Below are 16,170 nucleotides of genomic sequence, written 5' to 3'. Positions count from 1 at the left end.
CTGACGCTTGAGGGTGCGCGAACACCGATTCCAGATGCACCACTACCCTTTGCAGACCACGGCGCCCGCTTAGCATTAGCGGTTTGAGCCGCTTTCTTTGCTTACTTTCTTTGCGGCGGCAAAGAAAGTGAGTGCCTGCCCCGCACAGGGGCGAACGCTAATAAACCAATATCAATTCAAGGAAAGGCCAACGCCGTAAGCAAACAGACAACAAAGCGCCGAGCAAACAAACAGATCAAGAAAAGGCCACCACCACAAAACCCCAGACAAATCCCGCCGAGCAGGCAAAAACCCCAAACCACACACCGCCGGAGGCAAACCCCACCTTAAACCCCCAATTCCCGCCCATAAGGTCCAACTACTTTGTCGTCGCCAACTCCGCCGATTAGCAACCTTCAGAACGAAACTTAAACCACCTGCATCCAACAGCACCAAACCCCAGCGCCGCAGGCAAAAACCCAACTCTCGCCCCTAGTGCACAGCACGAAATAAACCGCTAATCTCGACCCCGCACGCCATTTCAAGGCCGCGCGCAGCGCAAAGAAAAACCCGCACCACGAATGAAAGGGCCCTAAAAAAGCCAGCCGTGCAACGGCAAAAAAGCACCCCGGAGCACCCTTTGGAAAAGTCAGCATCCCCTGAAGACTGGATCACCCGCAGCCTGCGTGCCGTCTGGCACCCCTGCACCCAGATGAAGCACCACGAGCGCCTGCCCCTCGTGTCGGTCGCGCGCGGTCAAGGCGCGTGGCTCTATGACCGCGCGAACAACCGCTATCTGGACGCGATCAGCTCCTGGTGGGTCAACCTGTTCGGCCACGCCAACCCCCGCATCAACACGGCACTGAAAGACCAGCTCGATACGCTCGAACACGCGATGCTCGCCGGCTGCACGCACGAGCCCGCCATCGAACTCGCGGAGCGCCTCAGCGCCCTCACCGGCAACACGCTCGGCCACGCGTTCTTCGCATCCGATGGTGCATCCGCCGTTGAAATCGCGCTGAAGATGAGCTTCCACTCGTGGCGCAATCGCGGCTTCGCCGACAAGCAGGAATTCGTCTGCATCGCCAACAGCTATCACGGCGAAACCATCGGCGCGCTCGGCGTCACCGATGTCGCGCTCTTCAAAGATGCCTACGACCCGCTGATCCGCCACGCGCATGTCGTCGCATCGCCCGATGCTCGGCTCGCGCAAGCCGGCGAAACAGCAGCCGACGTCGCACGCCACGCGCTCGATCAGGTTCGCTCGCTGTTCGAAGCGCGCGCCACGAAAATCGCCGCGCTGATCGTCGAGCCGCTGGTGCAATGCGCGGCCGGCATGGCAATGCACGATCCGTCGTATATCGCCGGCCTGCGTGCGCTGTGCGATCAGTACGGCGTGCATCTGATCGCCGATGAAATCGCAGTCGGTTGCGGACGCACCGGCACCTTCTTCGCGTGCGAACAAGCCGGCATCTGGCCGGACTTCCTGTGTCTGTCGAAAGGGATCAGCGGCGGCTATCTGCCGCTCTCGATCGTGCTGTCGCGCGATGAAATTTTTGAGGCCTTCTATCACGACGATATCGCGCGCGGCTTCCTGCACTCGCATTCGTACACGGGCAATCCGCTCGCATGCCGCGCGGCGCTCGCCACGCTCGATCTCTTCGCAAGCGACAACGTACTCGCCGTCAACGCGCAAAAATCCGCAAAGCTGAAGGCCGCACTCGCGCCGCTCGCCGAGCACAAGCAGGTGCGCAATCTACGTCAGTGCGGCACGATCTTCGCATTCGACGCAGTGATCGACGACGCTCAGCAAGCCAAAACATTTTCGCGCCGCTTCTTCGAAAACGCGTTGCAGCGTGAACTGTTGCTGCGTCCGATTTCGACGACGGTGTATCTGATGCCCCCCTACATCCTGGACGACGAAGAAATCGCGCTGCTTGCCTCGCGCACGCGCGAAACCTTCGAAGCAACGCTCGCGGAGACCCGCTAATGCACCTGCTCGACACCCTCACCGAAGGCCTCAAGGACATCGACGAGCGCGGTCTGCGCCGTCGTCGCCGTACTGCCGACACGCCGTGCGCCGCGCACATGACGGTCGACGGCCGCGCAATCATCGGCTTCGCCAGTAACGACTATCTCGGTCTCGCCGCGCATCCGCAACTGATCGCGGCGATCGCCGAAGGCGCGCAGCGTTATGGCGCGGGCAGCGGCGGTTCGCATCTGCTCGGCGGCCACTCGCGCGCGCATGCACAGCTCGAAGACGATCTGGCCGAATTCGTCGGTGGCTTCGTCGACAATGCACGGGCGCTCTACTTCAGCACCGGCTACATGGCGAATCTCGCGACGCTCACCGCGCTCGCGGGCCGCGGCACGACGCTCTTCTCCGATGCGCTGAATCACGCGTCGCTGATCGACGGTGCGCGCCTGTCGCGAGCCGACGTGCAGATCTATCCGCACTGCGATATGGAAGCCTTGAGCGCGATGCTCGACGCGTCGAACGCCGAGGTCAAAGTCATCGTCTCCGATACCGTGTTCAGCATGGACGGCGATATCGCGCCTCTCGCGCGTTTGCTCGAACTCGCGGAACGGCATGGCGCATGGCTGATCGTCGACGATGCGCACGGTTTCGGCGTGCTCGGTCCGCAAGGCCGCGGCGCAGTTGCAGAAGCCGCATTGCGCTCGCCGAACCTGATTTCGATCGGCACGCTCGGTAAGGCGGCGGGTGTATCGGGCGCATTCGTCGTCGCGCATGAAACCGTGATCGAATGGCTCGTGCAGCGCGCCCGGCCGTATATCTTCACGACCGCTTCGGCGCCCGCTGCGGCGCATGCGGTGTCGGCGAGTCTGCGGATCATCGGCGGCGAAGAAGGTGACGCGCGGCGCGCCCATCTCCAGCAACTGATCGAACGCACGCGCGCGATGCTAAAAGCCACGCCGTGGCTGCCGGTCGATTCACACACCGCCGTGCAGCCGCTGATCATCGGCTCGAACGAGGCCACGCTCGATATCGCGGCCACGCTCGATCGCGCGGGTCTCTGGGTGCCGGCTATCCGTCCGCCGACCGTGCCCGCGGGTACGTCGCGGCTGCGCATTTCGCTTTCCGCCGCGCATGCGCAAGCGGATCTGGACCGGCTCGAAGCGGGCTTGCAACAACTCGGGGCGAAGGCGGCATGAGTCGGGCGCTGTCGCTATTCGTCACCGGCACCGATACGGAAATCGGCAAGACGTTCGTGTCCGCAGCGCTTCTGCGTGGCTTCGTTCGCGAAGGCCTGCAAGCCGCCGCGATGAAGCCGATCGCCGCGGGCGCGTTCGAAGTGAACGGCGTGTTGCATAACGAAGACGCGGATCAACTCGACGCCGCGTCGAGCGTCCTGCTGCCGCCGGCGATTCGCACGCCGTACCTGCTGAAAGAACCCGCCGCGCCGCATATCGTCGCCGCGCTGGAAAACGTAACGTTCGATATCGACCACATCGTCGATTGTCATGCGCAGGCTTTGCAGCAAGCGGAGATCGTCGTGGTCGAAGGGGTCGGCGGTTTTCGCGTGCCGCTGACCACCACGCAAGACACGGCCGATCTCGCCGTCGCGCTGAAACTGCCGGTCGTGCTGGTGGTTGGCATGCGTCTCGGTTGCATCAGTCACGCGTTACTCACCGCCGAAGCGATCGCCGCGCGAGGGCTGACGCTTGCCGGCTGGGTGGCGAATCGCGTCGATCCGGACATGACGTTCCCCGATGAAAACATCGCCTCGATTCGAGAGCATCTCGCGCGCGAATACGACGCGCCCTTGCTCGGCATCGTGCCGCATTTGAACCCGGCTTCGCCCGAGCTCGCGGCGGATCAACTCAACATCAACCGACTCCTGCAGACGCTGCGCCACGCGCAGCGCTGAAAACCCATTACATCCATCCATGAGGATTGACGACATGACGCAATTGAACATCGCTCCGACGCCAGCCGACGCGGCCGCCTCGAACCACGCCAACAACGCCGCCGCAGGCGCCAAGCCGGTGGCCAAATGGCGCGTCGCCGACATCGTCGCGTTGTACGAACTGCCGTTCAACGACCTGATGTTCCGCGCGCAGCAAACCCACCGCGAACACTTCGACGCGAACACGGTGCAACTGTCGACGCTGCTGTCGATCAAGACCGGCGGCTGTGAAGAAGATTGCGCGTACTGTCCGCAGTCGGTGCATCACGACACGGGCCTGCAGGCCGACAAGCTGATGCCGGTCGATGAAGTATTGGCCGCCGCCAAGGTCGCCAAGGAAAACGGCGCGACGCGCTTTTGCATGGGAGCGGCGTGGCGCAATCCGAAGGACCGCCACCTCGAGCCGATCAAGGACATGATCCGCGGCGTGAAGGCGATGGGTCTCGAAACCTGCGTGACGCTCGGCATGCTGGAAACGCATCAGGCGCAAGGTCTGCGCGAAGCGGGCCTCGATTACTACAACCACAACCTCGATACGTCGCCGGAGTTCTATGGCCAGATCATTTCGACGCGCACGTATCAGGACCGTCTCGACACCCTGGAACGCGTGCGCGATGCGGGCATCAACGTATGCTGCGGCGGGATTGTCGGTCTGGGCGAATCGCGCCGTGAGCGCGCCGGCCTGATCGCGCAACTGGCGAACATGGAGCCGTATCCGGAATCGGTGCCCATCAACAACCTGGTGCAGGTAGAAGGCACGCCGCTGACCGGCACCGAAGCGATCGATCCGTTCGAATTCGTCCGTACGATTGCGGTTGCACGCATCACGATGCCGCGCGCGATGGTGCGTCTGTCGGCCGGCCGCGAGCAGATGGACGAAGCGTTGCAGGCGCTGTGTTTCCTGGCTGGCGCAAACTCGATTTTCTACGGCGACCAGTTGCTGACCACCAGTAATCCGCAAGCCGAAGCGGACCGCAAGCTGCTCGAACGCCTCGGCATTCGCGCGGAAGCGGCGCAGCAGATGCCGCTGGATCAGAGCGGCTGCGAGCACGGCTGTGACAAGCACGCTGCGCCGAACTAAAAAGCGACGCGTACCCGGCACGCGTGATGAAACGCGCGCAATAAAAAAGGTCACCTCGTTTCGGAGGTGGCCTTTTTACTTCCAAGCAAAGATTAACTTCGTGACATGACGCCACCGGTCAGGCCGCGATCTGGGCGACCATCCCGCCGACGATCCGGCAAAACCCATCGGGCTCCTCGAGCATCATCATGTGGCCGACATCCGGCTGGACCACGTAGGAGCGCGCCGCAGCGCGCGCCCAGTCCGGCGCGTCCCATCCGGACGCCGACCGTTCGCCGGCGAGCATGAAGAGGGGAGTGCCCCGTTCGACGACCATGCGAATGTGCGAAAGGAAATCGGGTGCGCCGGTTTCCGCCACCACCGCGCGCGCCATCGCCTGAATCGTTTCGCGCGGTTGGTTCGCGAGTGCGGTGCGCGCCCACTCGAGACGCTGCGGCGTGACGGCAATACCACCGTTCTTCAGCCAGCCCTCCGGATCGGCGACGAGGCGCATGTGCTCCGCTTGCCACGCGGCGGCGTCGAGACCGGCGATTTTCCGGCACCAGAATGCGTCGTCGAGCGTGAAATTGCCTTCGACATTAATCACCCCGCACACAAGGTCGGGCGCGGACGCGGCGGCGAGCATCGCGACCGCGCCGCCGACACTGTGTCCGAGCAGGATGCTCGGTGCGCCGACGTGCTCGTGCACATAGCGGATCACATGCGCCGCTTGGCCGGCCAGCGTGATCGGCTCAACCGCGCTGTCTTTCAGCGCGCCGTAGCCGATCAGATCGGGTGTATGAACATCGACGGCGACAATGCGCCGGCTCGGTGCATAGAAGCTTTGTGACCCGAACAGGCCGTGGATCATGACCAGCGGCATAGCTTTATTCATGGTGTTTCACCTGGTAATGGACATGCAGCGATGTCTCCGGCAACGCCGGCCTGAACCGAACGATGGAGGTCTGTTTCAGCGGCCATAAGCCGATTCGCGCACAGCGCTGATGTCTCGCATGGCGTTCCATGTCATGCTCGCCACGTAGAACACGACGAACGCGAGCGCTGCGACGAACAGACCGTACCCCTGCGCGACCCAGCTGCCCGCGAATCCAGCGACGATCATCCCAAGATAGACGCTCGCATACTGGAACGTAGCGACGAGCGCCATATGCTCGGGCGGTGTCGCCGCGACGACGTCCGCCTGATGCTTGAAGAACAGCACCTCCCAGAAAAACATGTAGACGAAGTAGAGTGTGTAGCTGACCGTCACGTCCCGGAACGCCGCCGATCCCGCCATCGCGCCGAGACAGATCACGTTCATCGCGAACATGGCCACCTTGCCGAGCGTGACGCCACGCCGGCTCGCAAACGCAAACATCAATGCAGCGATCAGAGCTGACGTCGCGCTGATAATCTGCAGATAGCCGACATGGGTCTGCGACAGGCCAAGCACCGAGATTGGCAGCGTCACCCGCGACACGTTGAAGAAACCCTGGTAGACCGACACCAGCAGGATGAACGCGATAAAGTGACGCTGCAACGCGGGCGAAGTCCGCAGCACTTGCACGAGCGTGCCGAAAGCGCCGGCCGACGCGGCGGGGGCGGGCTGGGCCGGCGCGCGGGGCAGCAACACCGCTGCCAGTGTGCCTAGACCGTATGCCGCGATCGTGATCGCTCCGGCCATCGTCGACGTGATCTCGCTCTTGTACAACGACAACGCGACACCCGCAATCGCGCCGGCGATGAACTGCGCGGTCAGCGTGATCGGTAACGCATAGCGAATGTCGTCGTTCGAGAAATAGCGTTTGATCGCGACGGTTCGCGCGATCCGCTGCGTCGCATCAAGGAAACCGATCACCAGCGTGCCGGCAACCGCCGCAGCGACAAAGCGGTCGACCAGCGCGTAGGTCGCCGCCGCGACCAGCATGCCCGCGAAATTGAACCAGACGAGGATAGCCTTCGGCGAGCGCCGGCCAGCCGCCGCGTTGATGACAAAGCACAGCAAGACCGGAATCACCATCGGCGCCAGCAGAACCGCCTCGGACAGCAACATCGAGCCGGTCTTCTGATACGCACTGTACGACAGATAGACATAACTGAAGACGCTCGCCGCGATGGACGAAAGATTGACAATCCAGAGCAGCAGGCTGACTCTCGGGGGGGTCGGGTTCATTGTGTGCAGTCTCCGCTCGGTGCTCACGCGTGGTCGGGCAAACGCGCCTCGAGCCCGTCGATCAGGCTATAGGCCGCACGCTTCAGATCGGCCGGCGTGGCGCTGACGAGGAACGCCTGCCCGGCATAGTTCAGCAATCCGCCTGCACCGTCGTAGGGCATCATGCGGCTGCCCGGTTCCACCGACTGAGCGGCTTCTATCCCCACGTTGGCGCGCTCGTCGACGAGCGCGCGCCAGTCCACCTGTGCTGGCTCAAAGGTCTTCGCGCCACGCCACGGGGTGCCATTGCTGTCGCAGCCGACCAGCGCCACTGACGCCGCCGCGCAGCGCGGCGGGTTCTGCTCGAACGAAGGAATCGGCGCCCGCTCGCCAAGCATCACATCGAGGAACAGGTTGATGTAGTCGATGCCGAACACCTCAGCCACTTCCTTTGCGATCGCGACGCCGCCCATCCGCGCAGCAGTTTCGAGGAACGACACGCCGCCGTTCGCCATCAGCTTCATCTCGGTGTGCGTCGCGCAGTTCTCGAAACCGAGCGCATCGATCGCAGTCCGGACCAGCGCGACGATCTGCTCCTTCTTCTCGCGACTCAGCACACACGGCGCTACGTTGCCCAGTTCGGTGAACGGCTCGATGGTGCGCAGACGGCCCGTCATCGCAAGCGGGAAATACTCGCCGTCGCGCACCAGCCCCTCGACGCTCAGATAATCGCCGTATCCGTCCTCGGCGTACCACGACTCGGTAGTCGACTCGATGATCTCCTCCGCGACCAGTTGCGGAAAGCCAGACTGCTCCGAGAACTCATGCTTTCCGGCGCGACGCGCCGCCTCGGTGGCCTCTAGCAGACGCGCGACGGCGCTGTCGAGTTCATGCATGCCGTGGATGATCTGCTGGCCGATCGAACCTGCGCCATAGGCGAGCTTGACGAGCACCGGGAAGCGCAATTCCGCGACCCGATGCAGATCGTCGCGCCGCCGGATCGCGCGGAACGCCGGCTGCGGCACGCCCGCTTCCTGCCAGCGCTTGCGCATCAGTATTTTGTTGCGCGCGAGGTCGATATTCGGGCCTACGCCGCGCACGCCCAACTGCGCCGCGAGCTCCGACACGGACTTCAGCAGGAACTCGGAAAACGTGAACACGACGTCCGGCTTCAGTGCATGCGCGATTTCGGCGACACGCGCGAAACCGTCGTCCGGCCGCAGCCCACTGAAATCGTGCAGCGTGGTGCTGTGCTTGCACAGAATCTCGAGGTTGTAGGCGGATGGCTTGCTGACGATGCAGGTGTGCACGTCGCCGCGGCTCGCGACTTTCGGGAAGAAGTAATCGAGCGGCGGCCCAGCCGGCGCATAGACGTAGAGAATCTTCTTGGTCATGGTTGCGGAATGTCTCAGGGGTATACGATTCGGGAATTCGGCGGGCGACCCTCTGGCGGCCCGGTGGGAGCTTACTTGCGGATCACGCAGAACCGGTCGTCGTAGACGAAGCCGTCGATCCCCGTGGTTTTGCAGTACTGGTAGAGGTCGCTCGTGCGGTTGATGAAACCAGTGCCGTTGAAGTTCAGCGACGTGTTGCACAGCACGCCCGAGCCGGTCTGAGCACGGAACTGCGTGAGCAGCGCGTGCATCCGTGGGTTCTGCTGCGCGTTCACGGTCTGCACGCGCGCGGTGCCGTCGACGTGCGTGATCGCAGCTAGTTCGCGATTACGCACTTTTTGGAAATACAGCATGTGCGGCGAAGGACCGGCCCAGTCGAAATGACGCGACACCTCTTCCTCCATGCAGATTGGCGCTACAGGACGGAACCCTTCGCGCTTCTTGATGTGGTTCAGGCGATCGCATGTCGAGCGCGCGAAAGGCGCGGCGAGAATCGAGCGGTTGCCGAGTGCGCGCGGGCCGATCTCGCACCGTCCCTGGGTCCAAGCGACGATGTTGTCCTGTGCGAGAAAGCCGGCGACGCACTCCAGATCCAGCGGATAGGTGTCCACGTCCGGCATGTCCGGCTGATCGTCAATGAAGGCACGGTCGCTATAGACGGTCCACTCGAGCTTCGCGCGGCCCGTGAACTCCCGCATCGCGTCGACCGCGGTGCCGATCGCAGAGCCCGTGTCGTTCGTACACGGCGGTACAAATACGTCCTCGAACAGTCCGCTGTTGCGCCACATCGTGTTCCAGTCACAGTTGAGCCCGCATCCTCCGGAAATCAACAGCGGATAGCCATCCGTCAGATGCTCTTTTGCGTACTGATAGAAGTGGTTGAAGATCTCATCGGAGTAACGCTTCGCGAGCCGGGTGAAATCCGGATGCTGCAAACCGATGTTGTGATACTTCGATTCGCTTAGATCGTCCTTCGACAGCGTCGCGAGGATGCTGTCGCGCTTCAGCAGAAAATCGGTGATCTCGCGCTCGTCGGGCGTCATTTCGCCGGATTCCCCGTACGCGCACAGCGCCATCAGTTTGCCCGGGTCCTCGTTGCGTAGCTTGCCTTTCGGCAGCGTGAACGTGGGGTCCGCGAGCGCGTACAGAAATGCGTACTTGTTGCCCGGCGTAACCATCACTCGACCGACGTGATGCACGTCCAGCTTTTCGTCGACCCGATAGAAGTCGCCGAGCGCGCCTTCCCATGCGAGCACATAGCACGGCTTGCCCTGCTCGAAAGGCGACAGGCCATACGTGCACCAGATGTGCGAGCGTTCATGGCTGCTGGTGAAATAGTTCACGTTCGCGCCGAACATCGTCGTGCGGTGATGTTGGACCGCTCCGCTGCCGTGTCCGTAGTAGCCGGCACCGATGGGCGCGTTCGCGGCCATCGAGCCCTTGCCCCAGCCACTCACGGCAAATACGTCCGGCATCGCGCCAAGCTGCTCGGCAGCAAACACGAACTGCGACGGATTGAACACCTCGTAGCGCGGAAAGCTGTCCTTCTCCGGTTCGAACGACCATTCCAGCTTGCCGCTCGCAGCATCCACCAGCGCGATGGCGCCATCATGGCCCGGCTTCATAGAAAAGATCTTCACGAAACTCCTGTCCTTATTGACATGGGGCGCTCACCGTCCCCAGATGAAATGAACATCGCGGCGCCCCGTCGGTTGCGGAGGCACCTCGGCCGCTTGTTCTATGCCTCAGCGAAGCGGATAGATCGAACTCTCCTGCTTCTTCTTTTTCTTCCGGAACAGCTTGCGGAACAACGCGGCGATGATCGCGAGCGGGCCAGCTTTCTTCGTCTGCGGTTTCATGAATTCCTCCAGTTGCCACTTTAGGCAAGTCGTTAAAGCATCTTGTCGGCGATCAGGCGCGCCACCTCGTCGTAGCCCTTGTCGTTGAAATGAACACGGTCGACAAACAGGTAGTCGTCGATGACCGGCGAGTCGCGCAGTAGCACGTTCATGTCCGCGAAACCGATCTTCCGCTTCTCGCAGACCTCGCGTATGCCGTCGGCAAACGGGGCATGAATCTCTTTGCCGAGGATCCCCGCAAACAGTCGCCAGAAGTTATTCGGACAACTGTCGATCGCGTGAAATATTGCCGCCTCGTCCAACGCCAGGTGATCACGGGTCCAGAACGACATCGGTTGCAGCACGAAACTCAGCTTCGCGCCCGTTCCGGTCAGTAACTGCTGCCACTGCTTCATCGCGTTCGACACGACCCAGGCCGCGCGCTTGACCCGCGCATCGGTGTCGGTACCGTCGTCGGTGATCACGACGTCCGCAGGGTTGTCCTCCGACAGAAACCGGTTGATATATCGGGAGATGAAGCTCTTCTCACGGCCGTCCAGCGCCGACGCGTAAGTTCGCGCGCGCCGTTTCAGGTCGTCGTTGTACCGGTTCATGTAGTGCGGGTACTCGAACGAGTAGTAGTAACGTCCGTGGTCGGTGGCGAGTTCGTCGGGCTGCCCTTCGAGCGCGAGTGTATTGATGCCGCTCAGCACCACGACGTGATTAATTTTCTCGAAGCGGTGCTGATGCATCATGTACATCAACACCTCCTGGACCGCGTTATAGCCGCGCCCGCTGAAATTCAGCCATGGCTCGCCGGTCCACGCCGCGAGCCGTGAGGCGACCGTATGCGAATCTGCCGTCGCGCCCGTGCCCAGCGCGGTCGAGCCACCGACCAGCAGGTTGACCGGTCGCCCCTTCGGCGGGTTAACCACGCTCACGTCGCGGGCGTCGCCAAATGTGCTGAGCCGGAAGCCCTGATCGTCCGTGTTAATCACGTCGGACCGGTAGTTCTTATGATGAAAGAACATCGTATACGGCAACCAGCGCACGCCAAGATACATGAACTGGTCATACTCGCGGATCTGCGGCGTCAATCGGTACACCTCACGAACTGCCTCATCGTGCGTCAATGCGCGCCTGTCCATTCAGCCTCCTCGTCTCGACGTCAGGAATTGCGGCTCGTGAACTGCTCCACGCTGCCCCGGTGAAGGCGCCCACCGTTCATCCGGGCGGTCGGAGACAGATGAAAGTAGGTTGACGCCCGTTCGTGCCTGCGCAAACGAAGCTTGTCCGAGACGAGCCGCGCACATGCACCGAACGGAACGACGAAGATGAAAAACGACAACGTGAGAACAGCAAGCAACGCAAATCTGAAGACCATTTTCATGGACGTCCCGATGAATAAAAGTGTGTCGATGCAGGGCGACATCGCCCCGGTTCAGTCGAGTGCGAATTCGGTGCGCCAGTCGCCCTCCTCCGCCAGTTCCGGCTGATTGGCCTTGCGCAGCACGTAGTTGCCCACCACGAGGTAATCCATCTGGGTGCGCATGAAGCAGAGATAGGCATTCGACGGCGTCTCGACGATCGGCTCCCCGCGCACGTTGAACGACGTGTTGACGAGGACTGGACAGTTCGTCTGTTGATGGAACGCTTCGAGAAGCTGCCTGAAGCGCGGATTCGCTTCCTTGCCGACCGTCTGCACGCGCGCCGAGAAATCGACGTGCGTAACGGCGGGAATCGACGAGCGCGTGCAGTTCAGCAGTTCGATGCCGGTCAGCGTTTGCTGCGACGCGCTGACCGGCTTGCGATGCGTGGGCTGGACATCGACGACGAACAGCATGTACGGGCTCGCGCTGTCCAGTCTGAACCACTCCTGCGCGTGTTCCTCGAGCACCGCCGGCGCGAACGGCCGGAACGACTCGCGGTTCTTGATTTTGAGGTTCATCACGCTTTGCATGGTCTGGTTGCGCGGATCACCAAGAATCGAGCGCGCGCCCAGTGCGCGCGGCCCAAATTCCATGCGACCCTGAAACCAACCGACCACATTGCCTTCCGCGAGAAGCCCAGCAACATGAGCCGGCAGAGCTTCATCGGAGAGCCGCTCGAACACCGCACGATGGCCGGTGAGCACGACCTCGATCTCCGTATTGCTATACGACGTGCCGAGCAGCGTCGCTTTCATCCGGTCCGTCGTTCCGAGCGTGCGAGCGTGCCCCATCTGCACGTGCCAGCCCGCGAGCGCCGCGCCAAGCGCGCCGCCTGCATCGCCGGCGGCGGGCTGCACCCAGATTCGGTCGAAGACCCGCGCCTCGAGCAGCCTGCCGTTCGCGACGCAATTCAGCGCGACGCCGCCCGCAAGACACAGATTGCGCTGGCCCGTCTGCTTGCGCATCGTGCGGCCGATGCGCAGCATCGCTTCCTCGAGCACGCGCTGCACCGACGCGGCGAGGTCAAACTCACGCTTCGTGATGCGGCTCTCGGCTTCGCGGCGGGGTCCGCCGAATAGCGTCGCGAACTCGTCGGTGATCATGCAGTTGCCGACCGCGTAGTCGAAGTACTTCATGTTCAGCCAGAAGCTACCGTCCGGCTTCAAGTCGATCAGGTTGTCGAGGATCGTGTCGTAGTAGACCGGCGTACCATACGGCGCGAGTCCCATCAACTTGTATTCGCCCGAATCGACCTTGAAGCCACAGAAGTAGGTCATCGCCGAGTACAAAAGGCCAAGCGAGTGGGGAAAACGGATCTCCCAGACCGGGTGCAGTGTGTTCCGCTCGCCGACCCACGCGCTGGTGGTCGCCCATTCGCCGACGCCATCCACGCACAGCACGGCTGCCTCCGAGAACGGACCGGGGAAGAACGCCGCCGATGCATGCGACATATGGTGATCGATGTAATGGACCGCCGGTATACACGCGGACACCCCAAAGCCGCTCTCCAGTTCCCGGCGAATCAGCTGTTTGACGAACACCTTGCCGGTAAGCCAGTCCGGCACGTCCGAAATGAACGCCCCGAAACCGCGCGTACCGAAGGCGAAGTAGGTCGACACGATGCGACCAAGCTTCTTGACCGGATTCTCGTAGTAGAAGATCGCGGAGACATCCGCTAGCGTGACGCCGGCCTCACGCAAACAGTAGCGCAGCGCGTTCAGGGGAAAGCCCGGATCGTGCCGGACCCGCGTGAAGCGCTCCTCCTGCACCGCAGCGACGATCTCGCCGTCGCGGACTATCGCAGCCGCGCTATCGTGATAACCGAACGAAACGCCAATGACATATGAACTCACTCTCAGATCCCTTTTTCAATGTGCGGCGCGTGAATCGTCAAACGGTGTAAGTCGGTTTCGCGAACACTTCCTTCCAGCTGCGTCGAGGAATTGCGAGCGCACGGAAGCCGGTCCATACGCGTCGCCACTGCGTGCGTGATGCTGCCGGGCTGGCCATGGCCAGCGCTGCGTCCATATATACTTCGATCGCTTGCAGCGCCATGGCGGAGTGTCCGGTGGAGGCGTTGTCGATCGTGTTGTGCAGATCGACGAAGCGGGTATCGAACTGGTAGTGGCGAAGTTCGTCGCGCGCGGTGCGGTACGCACCTCCGACGCCCGACAGCTCCATCGCCAGATTCAGCCCGAGCGTTTCCGGCAGAAAGCGGCGCGGAAACTGAGAGATCGACAGCCAGAACGCTGGCACTTCGAAAGCAGCGTCGCTGAACAGCTCGCTCATTGCGAATGCGCGGCTCCTGAAATCCGGCAGTTCGATACCCATCTGCCGCATCAAGTCGCGATAGATGTTCGGATGATTAAGTTGCGTGTCGCCGTTGCCGATCTCGTCAGAAAATATCTTGTACAGCAGCGTGCCAATGCCGGTCTCCACATACCCGGCGTTGGTCCAACGCTGCACCCAGCCGCCGTCGATAAAGATCATCGGGCAGAGCTGTACGGCCTCCTCGATCACCTGCTCGCGCGGCTTGTCGATGTTCTGTCCGGGGCCTGCATACGACTGCGTCTGACGCAGCGCCCGGTCTTCGAACCAATGCCGCAGGCGTTCATGCGTGTAGTCCGCGAATGGCAGCGCGTCCGGACCGCGCTCGGCGACCTCGACTGCACGCGCCAGCCACGTTTCCGCAAATGCGCCGGCGTAGTCGAAGACGGTCGGGTTGTTCTCGTGGTTGAGCAGCCGGTGATATAGCTCGCGCGGCCCCACGTTGCCGCTCGCGGCGCGCACGGGTTCCGCTTCGGTGCGAGTATGCGTCGCGGGTTCGGCAACGCGATGCTCGCTCGGCACAGACGGGACGGATGGTGCTGATGTTGTAACCCACGAGTTATTCGTGGAGGGTCCTGCCGATGCGCCGGCAGGCAGCGATGCAATCCAAGCGCGCATCACATCAAGTTCTTTATTAGAAAACACACGAAACATCGGGCCGCCGAATGCGACTAGCCTGGTCAGCAACAGGCTCTGTTCGGGATGGCCGCGCACGATCCAGCGCGAGTGTGCAAGATCGCGGACAAAATGCTCGGGATCCTGCACCACGTAGTCGTCGAATGGGCGGTCGGCGAGCGTGAGCCGACTGTGGTAGCCCGCCGCGAAGCGGGATTTTCGGCGGATCAGTTCGACCATGGCGACCGTCGGATCGAGCAGAAGCTCGCGCACGTGGCGAGCGATCGCGGCGTGCCAGGCGCCTTGCAGATGCATCGACATGCGGTGTCCGCGTTCGATGCGCGCCGCCGTGGTCGACGAGTCGATGCCCGGCTCGCCGAGCATCCCACCAATCGCCTGCTCGATGTGGCGTTGCGCGGCCTGCCTACATGCGTCATGCCGCGCCGTCAGGTACGGGTGTCCGCGTGTGATGTCGCTGGTGCGCAGCAAGGCCTCGACGACCGGGGAAACCGCGACCTGCAACTCAAACAGCGCCGCGCCGAGAATTTCCGGACCATACGCGCCGGGGCTCAGCGACAACGCCAGCCAGCAAGCCGCGAGCTCCGGCGATGTCGGCAGCAATCCGGCCTGCTCCGCGAACATCGGCGAATCGATCGTCGGCAGATACTGACCGGTATGTTCGAGCAACTGACGGTACAGGCAAGCATGATTGCGCGCCGGGGAAAAATCGCCGACATGCCACAGGTGTGCAGCGTGCGCGTGCGCGGGCACCGGCTCGTGACAGTTTGCTGCGTGCACCACGTTCTGCAGCGCGCAGCCCGGCGCGAGTCCCACTGGCGCATATTGCGCTGCGACGAAACGCACAGTAGCAGAGGTGCACGCGACCGGATGGCGGGCCAGTTCATCGGACTTCCAGTGTTCAGCGAGCGCGTTCAGTCGCGCGACCAGATCGCTGACATCCACGCACGGAAATGCTGTGTCTCGAGAACCGGATTGCAGCGCCGCATCGTCATCCGCAAAAAGCGATTCGATATATGCTTTTGCTGCACGGCGCACGTCGATATGCGCCTCCTCCAGATTCATAATGCGATAATAGAGCCGTGCGACCATCATGTTCCCACCCGTCGAAAACCGAATACGACCCGATTGTTAATTTTTTACTGGGCATTCACGGGACGACGAAAACCGTCCGGGTCTTATGGGCGCTTTTTGAAATGGGAGTACGCCGACACCATTCAATTCAAAGGTGGGAGCCCTCCTCACCGAACCGGTGATCCTCTACCGCCCTCAATACAATCAATCCATAAATGCAGCAAACCCGCTGAAGGGATGACTAGCGCAGAATTCGTCGCCCTCACTAAAAGCGGTATTAACACTTTCCGCGGGAACATCAGTCACATGCTGCCGTGGCGCCACGTGGGGAGTGCCCGCTGCGTTCAGTCGAC

11 protein-coding genes are annotated in these 16,170 nt (G+C 62.2%); 4 read left to right on the top strand and 7 right to left on the bottom strand.

Annotated elements, in window-relative coordinates; all coding sequences use genetic code 11:
- The first annotated feature begins 619 nt into the window (after positions 1 to 619).
- Genes bioA through bioB form a run of 4 tightly spaced genes read left to right on the top strand, consistent with a single transcriptional unit; the run spans position 620 to position 4,989 of the window.
- Positions 620 to 1,969 carry an adenosylmethionine--8-amino-7-oxononanoate transaminase gene (gene bioA / locus AYM40_RS00995; protein WP_063494580.1) on the top strand — a complete coding sequence of 450 codons (1,350 nt, stop codon included), beginning with the start codon at positions 620 to 622 and terminating at the stop codon, positions 1,967 to 1,969.
- Positions 1,969 to 3,153: an 8-amino-7-oxononanoate synthase gene (bioF, locus tag AYM40_RS00990; protein ID WP_063494579.1), complete on the top strand. Its 1,185-nt coding sequence runs from the start codon at positions 1,969 to 1,971 to the stop codon at positions 3,151 to 3,153. The genes bioA and bioF overlap by 1 nt, the downstream gene beginning before the upstream one ends.
- A complete protein-coding gene (gene bioD / locus AYM40_RS00985; RefSeq protein ID WP_063494578.1) occupies positions 3,150 to 3,869 on the top strand; it encodes a dethiobiotin synthase in 720 nt (239 codons plus the stop codon). The genes bioF and bioD overlap by 4 nt, the downstream gene beginning before the upstream one ends.
- A 34-nt stretch (positions 3,870 to 3,903) precedes the next feature.
- Positions 3,904 to 4,989: a biotin synthase BioB gene (gene bioB / locus AYM40_RS00980; protein ID WP_063494577.1), complete on the top strand. Its 1,086-nt coding sequence runs from the start codon at positions 3,904 to 3,906 to the stop codon at positions 4,987 to 4,989.
- A gap of 118 nt (positions 4,990 to 5,107) precedes the next feature.
- Here bioB and AYM40_RS00975 read toward each other — a convergent pair whose 3' ends face one another.
- From AYM40_RS00975 to AYM40_RS00940, 7 genes are all read right to left on the bottom strand, one after another.
- Positions 5,108 to 5,863, bottom strand: a complete 756-nt coding sequence (locus tag AYM40_RS00975; RefSeq protein ID WP_063494576.1) for an alpha/beta fold hydrolase — start codon at positions 5,861 to 5,863, stop codon at positions 5,108 to 5,110.
- Positions 5,864 to 5,938: 75 nt separating this feature from the next.
- Positions 5,939 to 7,141 carry a hypothetical protein gene (locus AYM40_RS00970; RefSeq protein WP_063494575.1) on the bottom strand — a complete coding sequence of 401 codons (1,203 nt, stop codon included), beginning with the start codon at positions 7,139 to 7,141 and terminating at the stop codon, positions 5,939 to 5,941.
- A 23-nt stretch (positions 7,142 to 7,164) separates the two neighbouring features.
- Entirely contained in the window at positions 7,165 to 8,514 is a 1,350-nt protein-coding gene (locus AYM40_RS00965) for an ATP-grasp domain-containing protein (protein WP_063494574.1), read from the bottom strand.
- A 71-nt stretch (positions 8,515 to 8,585) separates the two neighbouring features.
- A complete protein-coding gene (locus AYM40_RS00960) occupies positions 8,586 to 10,139 on the bottom strand; it encodes a carbamoyltransferase C-terminal domain-containing protein (RefSeq protein WP_082854903.1) in 1,554 nt (517 codons plus the stop codon).
- A 266-nt stretch (positions 10,140 to 10,405) separates the two neighbouring features.
- Positions 10,406 to 11,500 (bottom strand): SGNH/GDSL hydrolase family protein, encoded by a 1,095-nt coding sequence (locus AYM40_RS00955; RefSeq protein ID WP_063494572.1) that lies wholly within the window; start codon positions 11,498 to 11,500, stop codon positions 10,406 to 10,408.
- Between the two features lie 293 nt (positions 11,501 to 11,793).
- Complete coding sequence (locus AYM40_RS00945; protein WP_063494570.1) at positions 11,794 to 13,635, bottom strand: carbamoyltransferase; 1,842 nt, start codon at positions 13,633 to 13,635, stop codon at positions 11,794 to 11,796.
- Between the two features lie 37 nt (positions 13,636 to 13,672).
- A complete protein-coding gene (locus tag AYM40_RS00940; RefSeq protein ID WP_063494569.1) occupies positions 13,673 to 15,838 on the bottom strand; it encodes an iron-containing redox enzyme family protein in 2,166 nt (721 codons plus the stop codon).
- Between the last annotated feature and the right edge of the window lie 332 nt (positions 15,839 to 16,170).

The organism is Paraburkholderia phytofirmans OLGA172 (assembly GCF_001634365.1).
GTDB lineage: Bacteria > Pseudomonadota > Gammaproteobacteria > Burkholderiales > Burkholderiaceae > Paraburkholderia.
The sequence above is the reverse complement of the archived record's forward strand: the minus strand, read 5'-3'. Positions and strand labels throughout refer to the sequence as shown.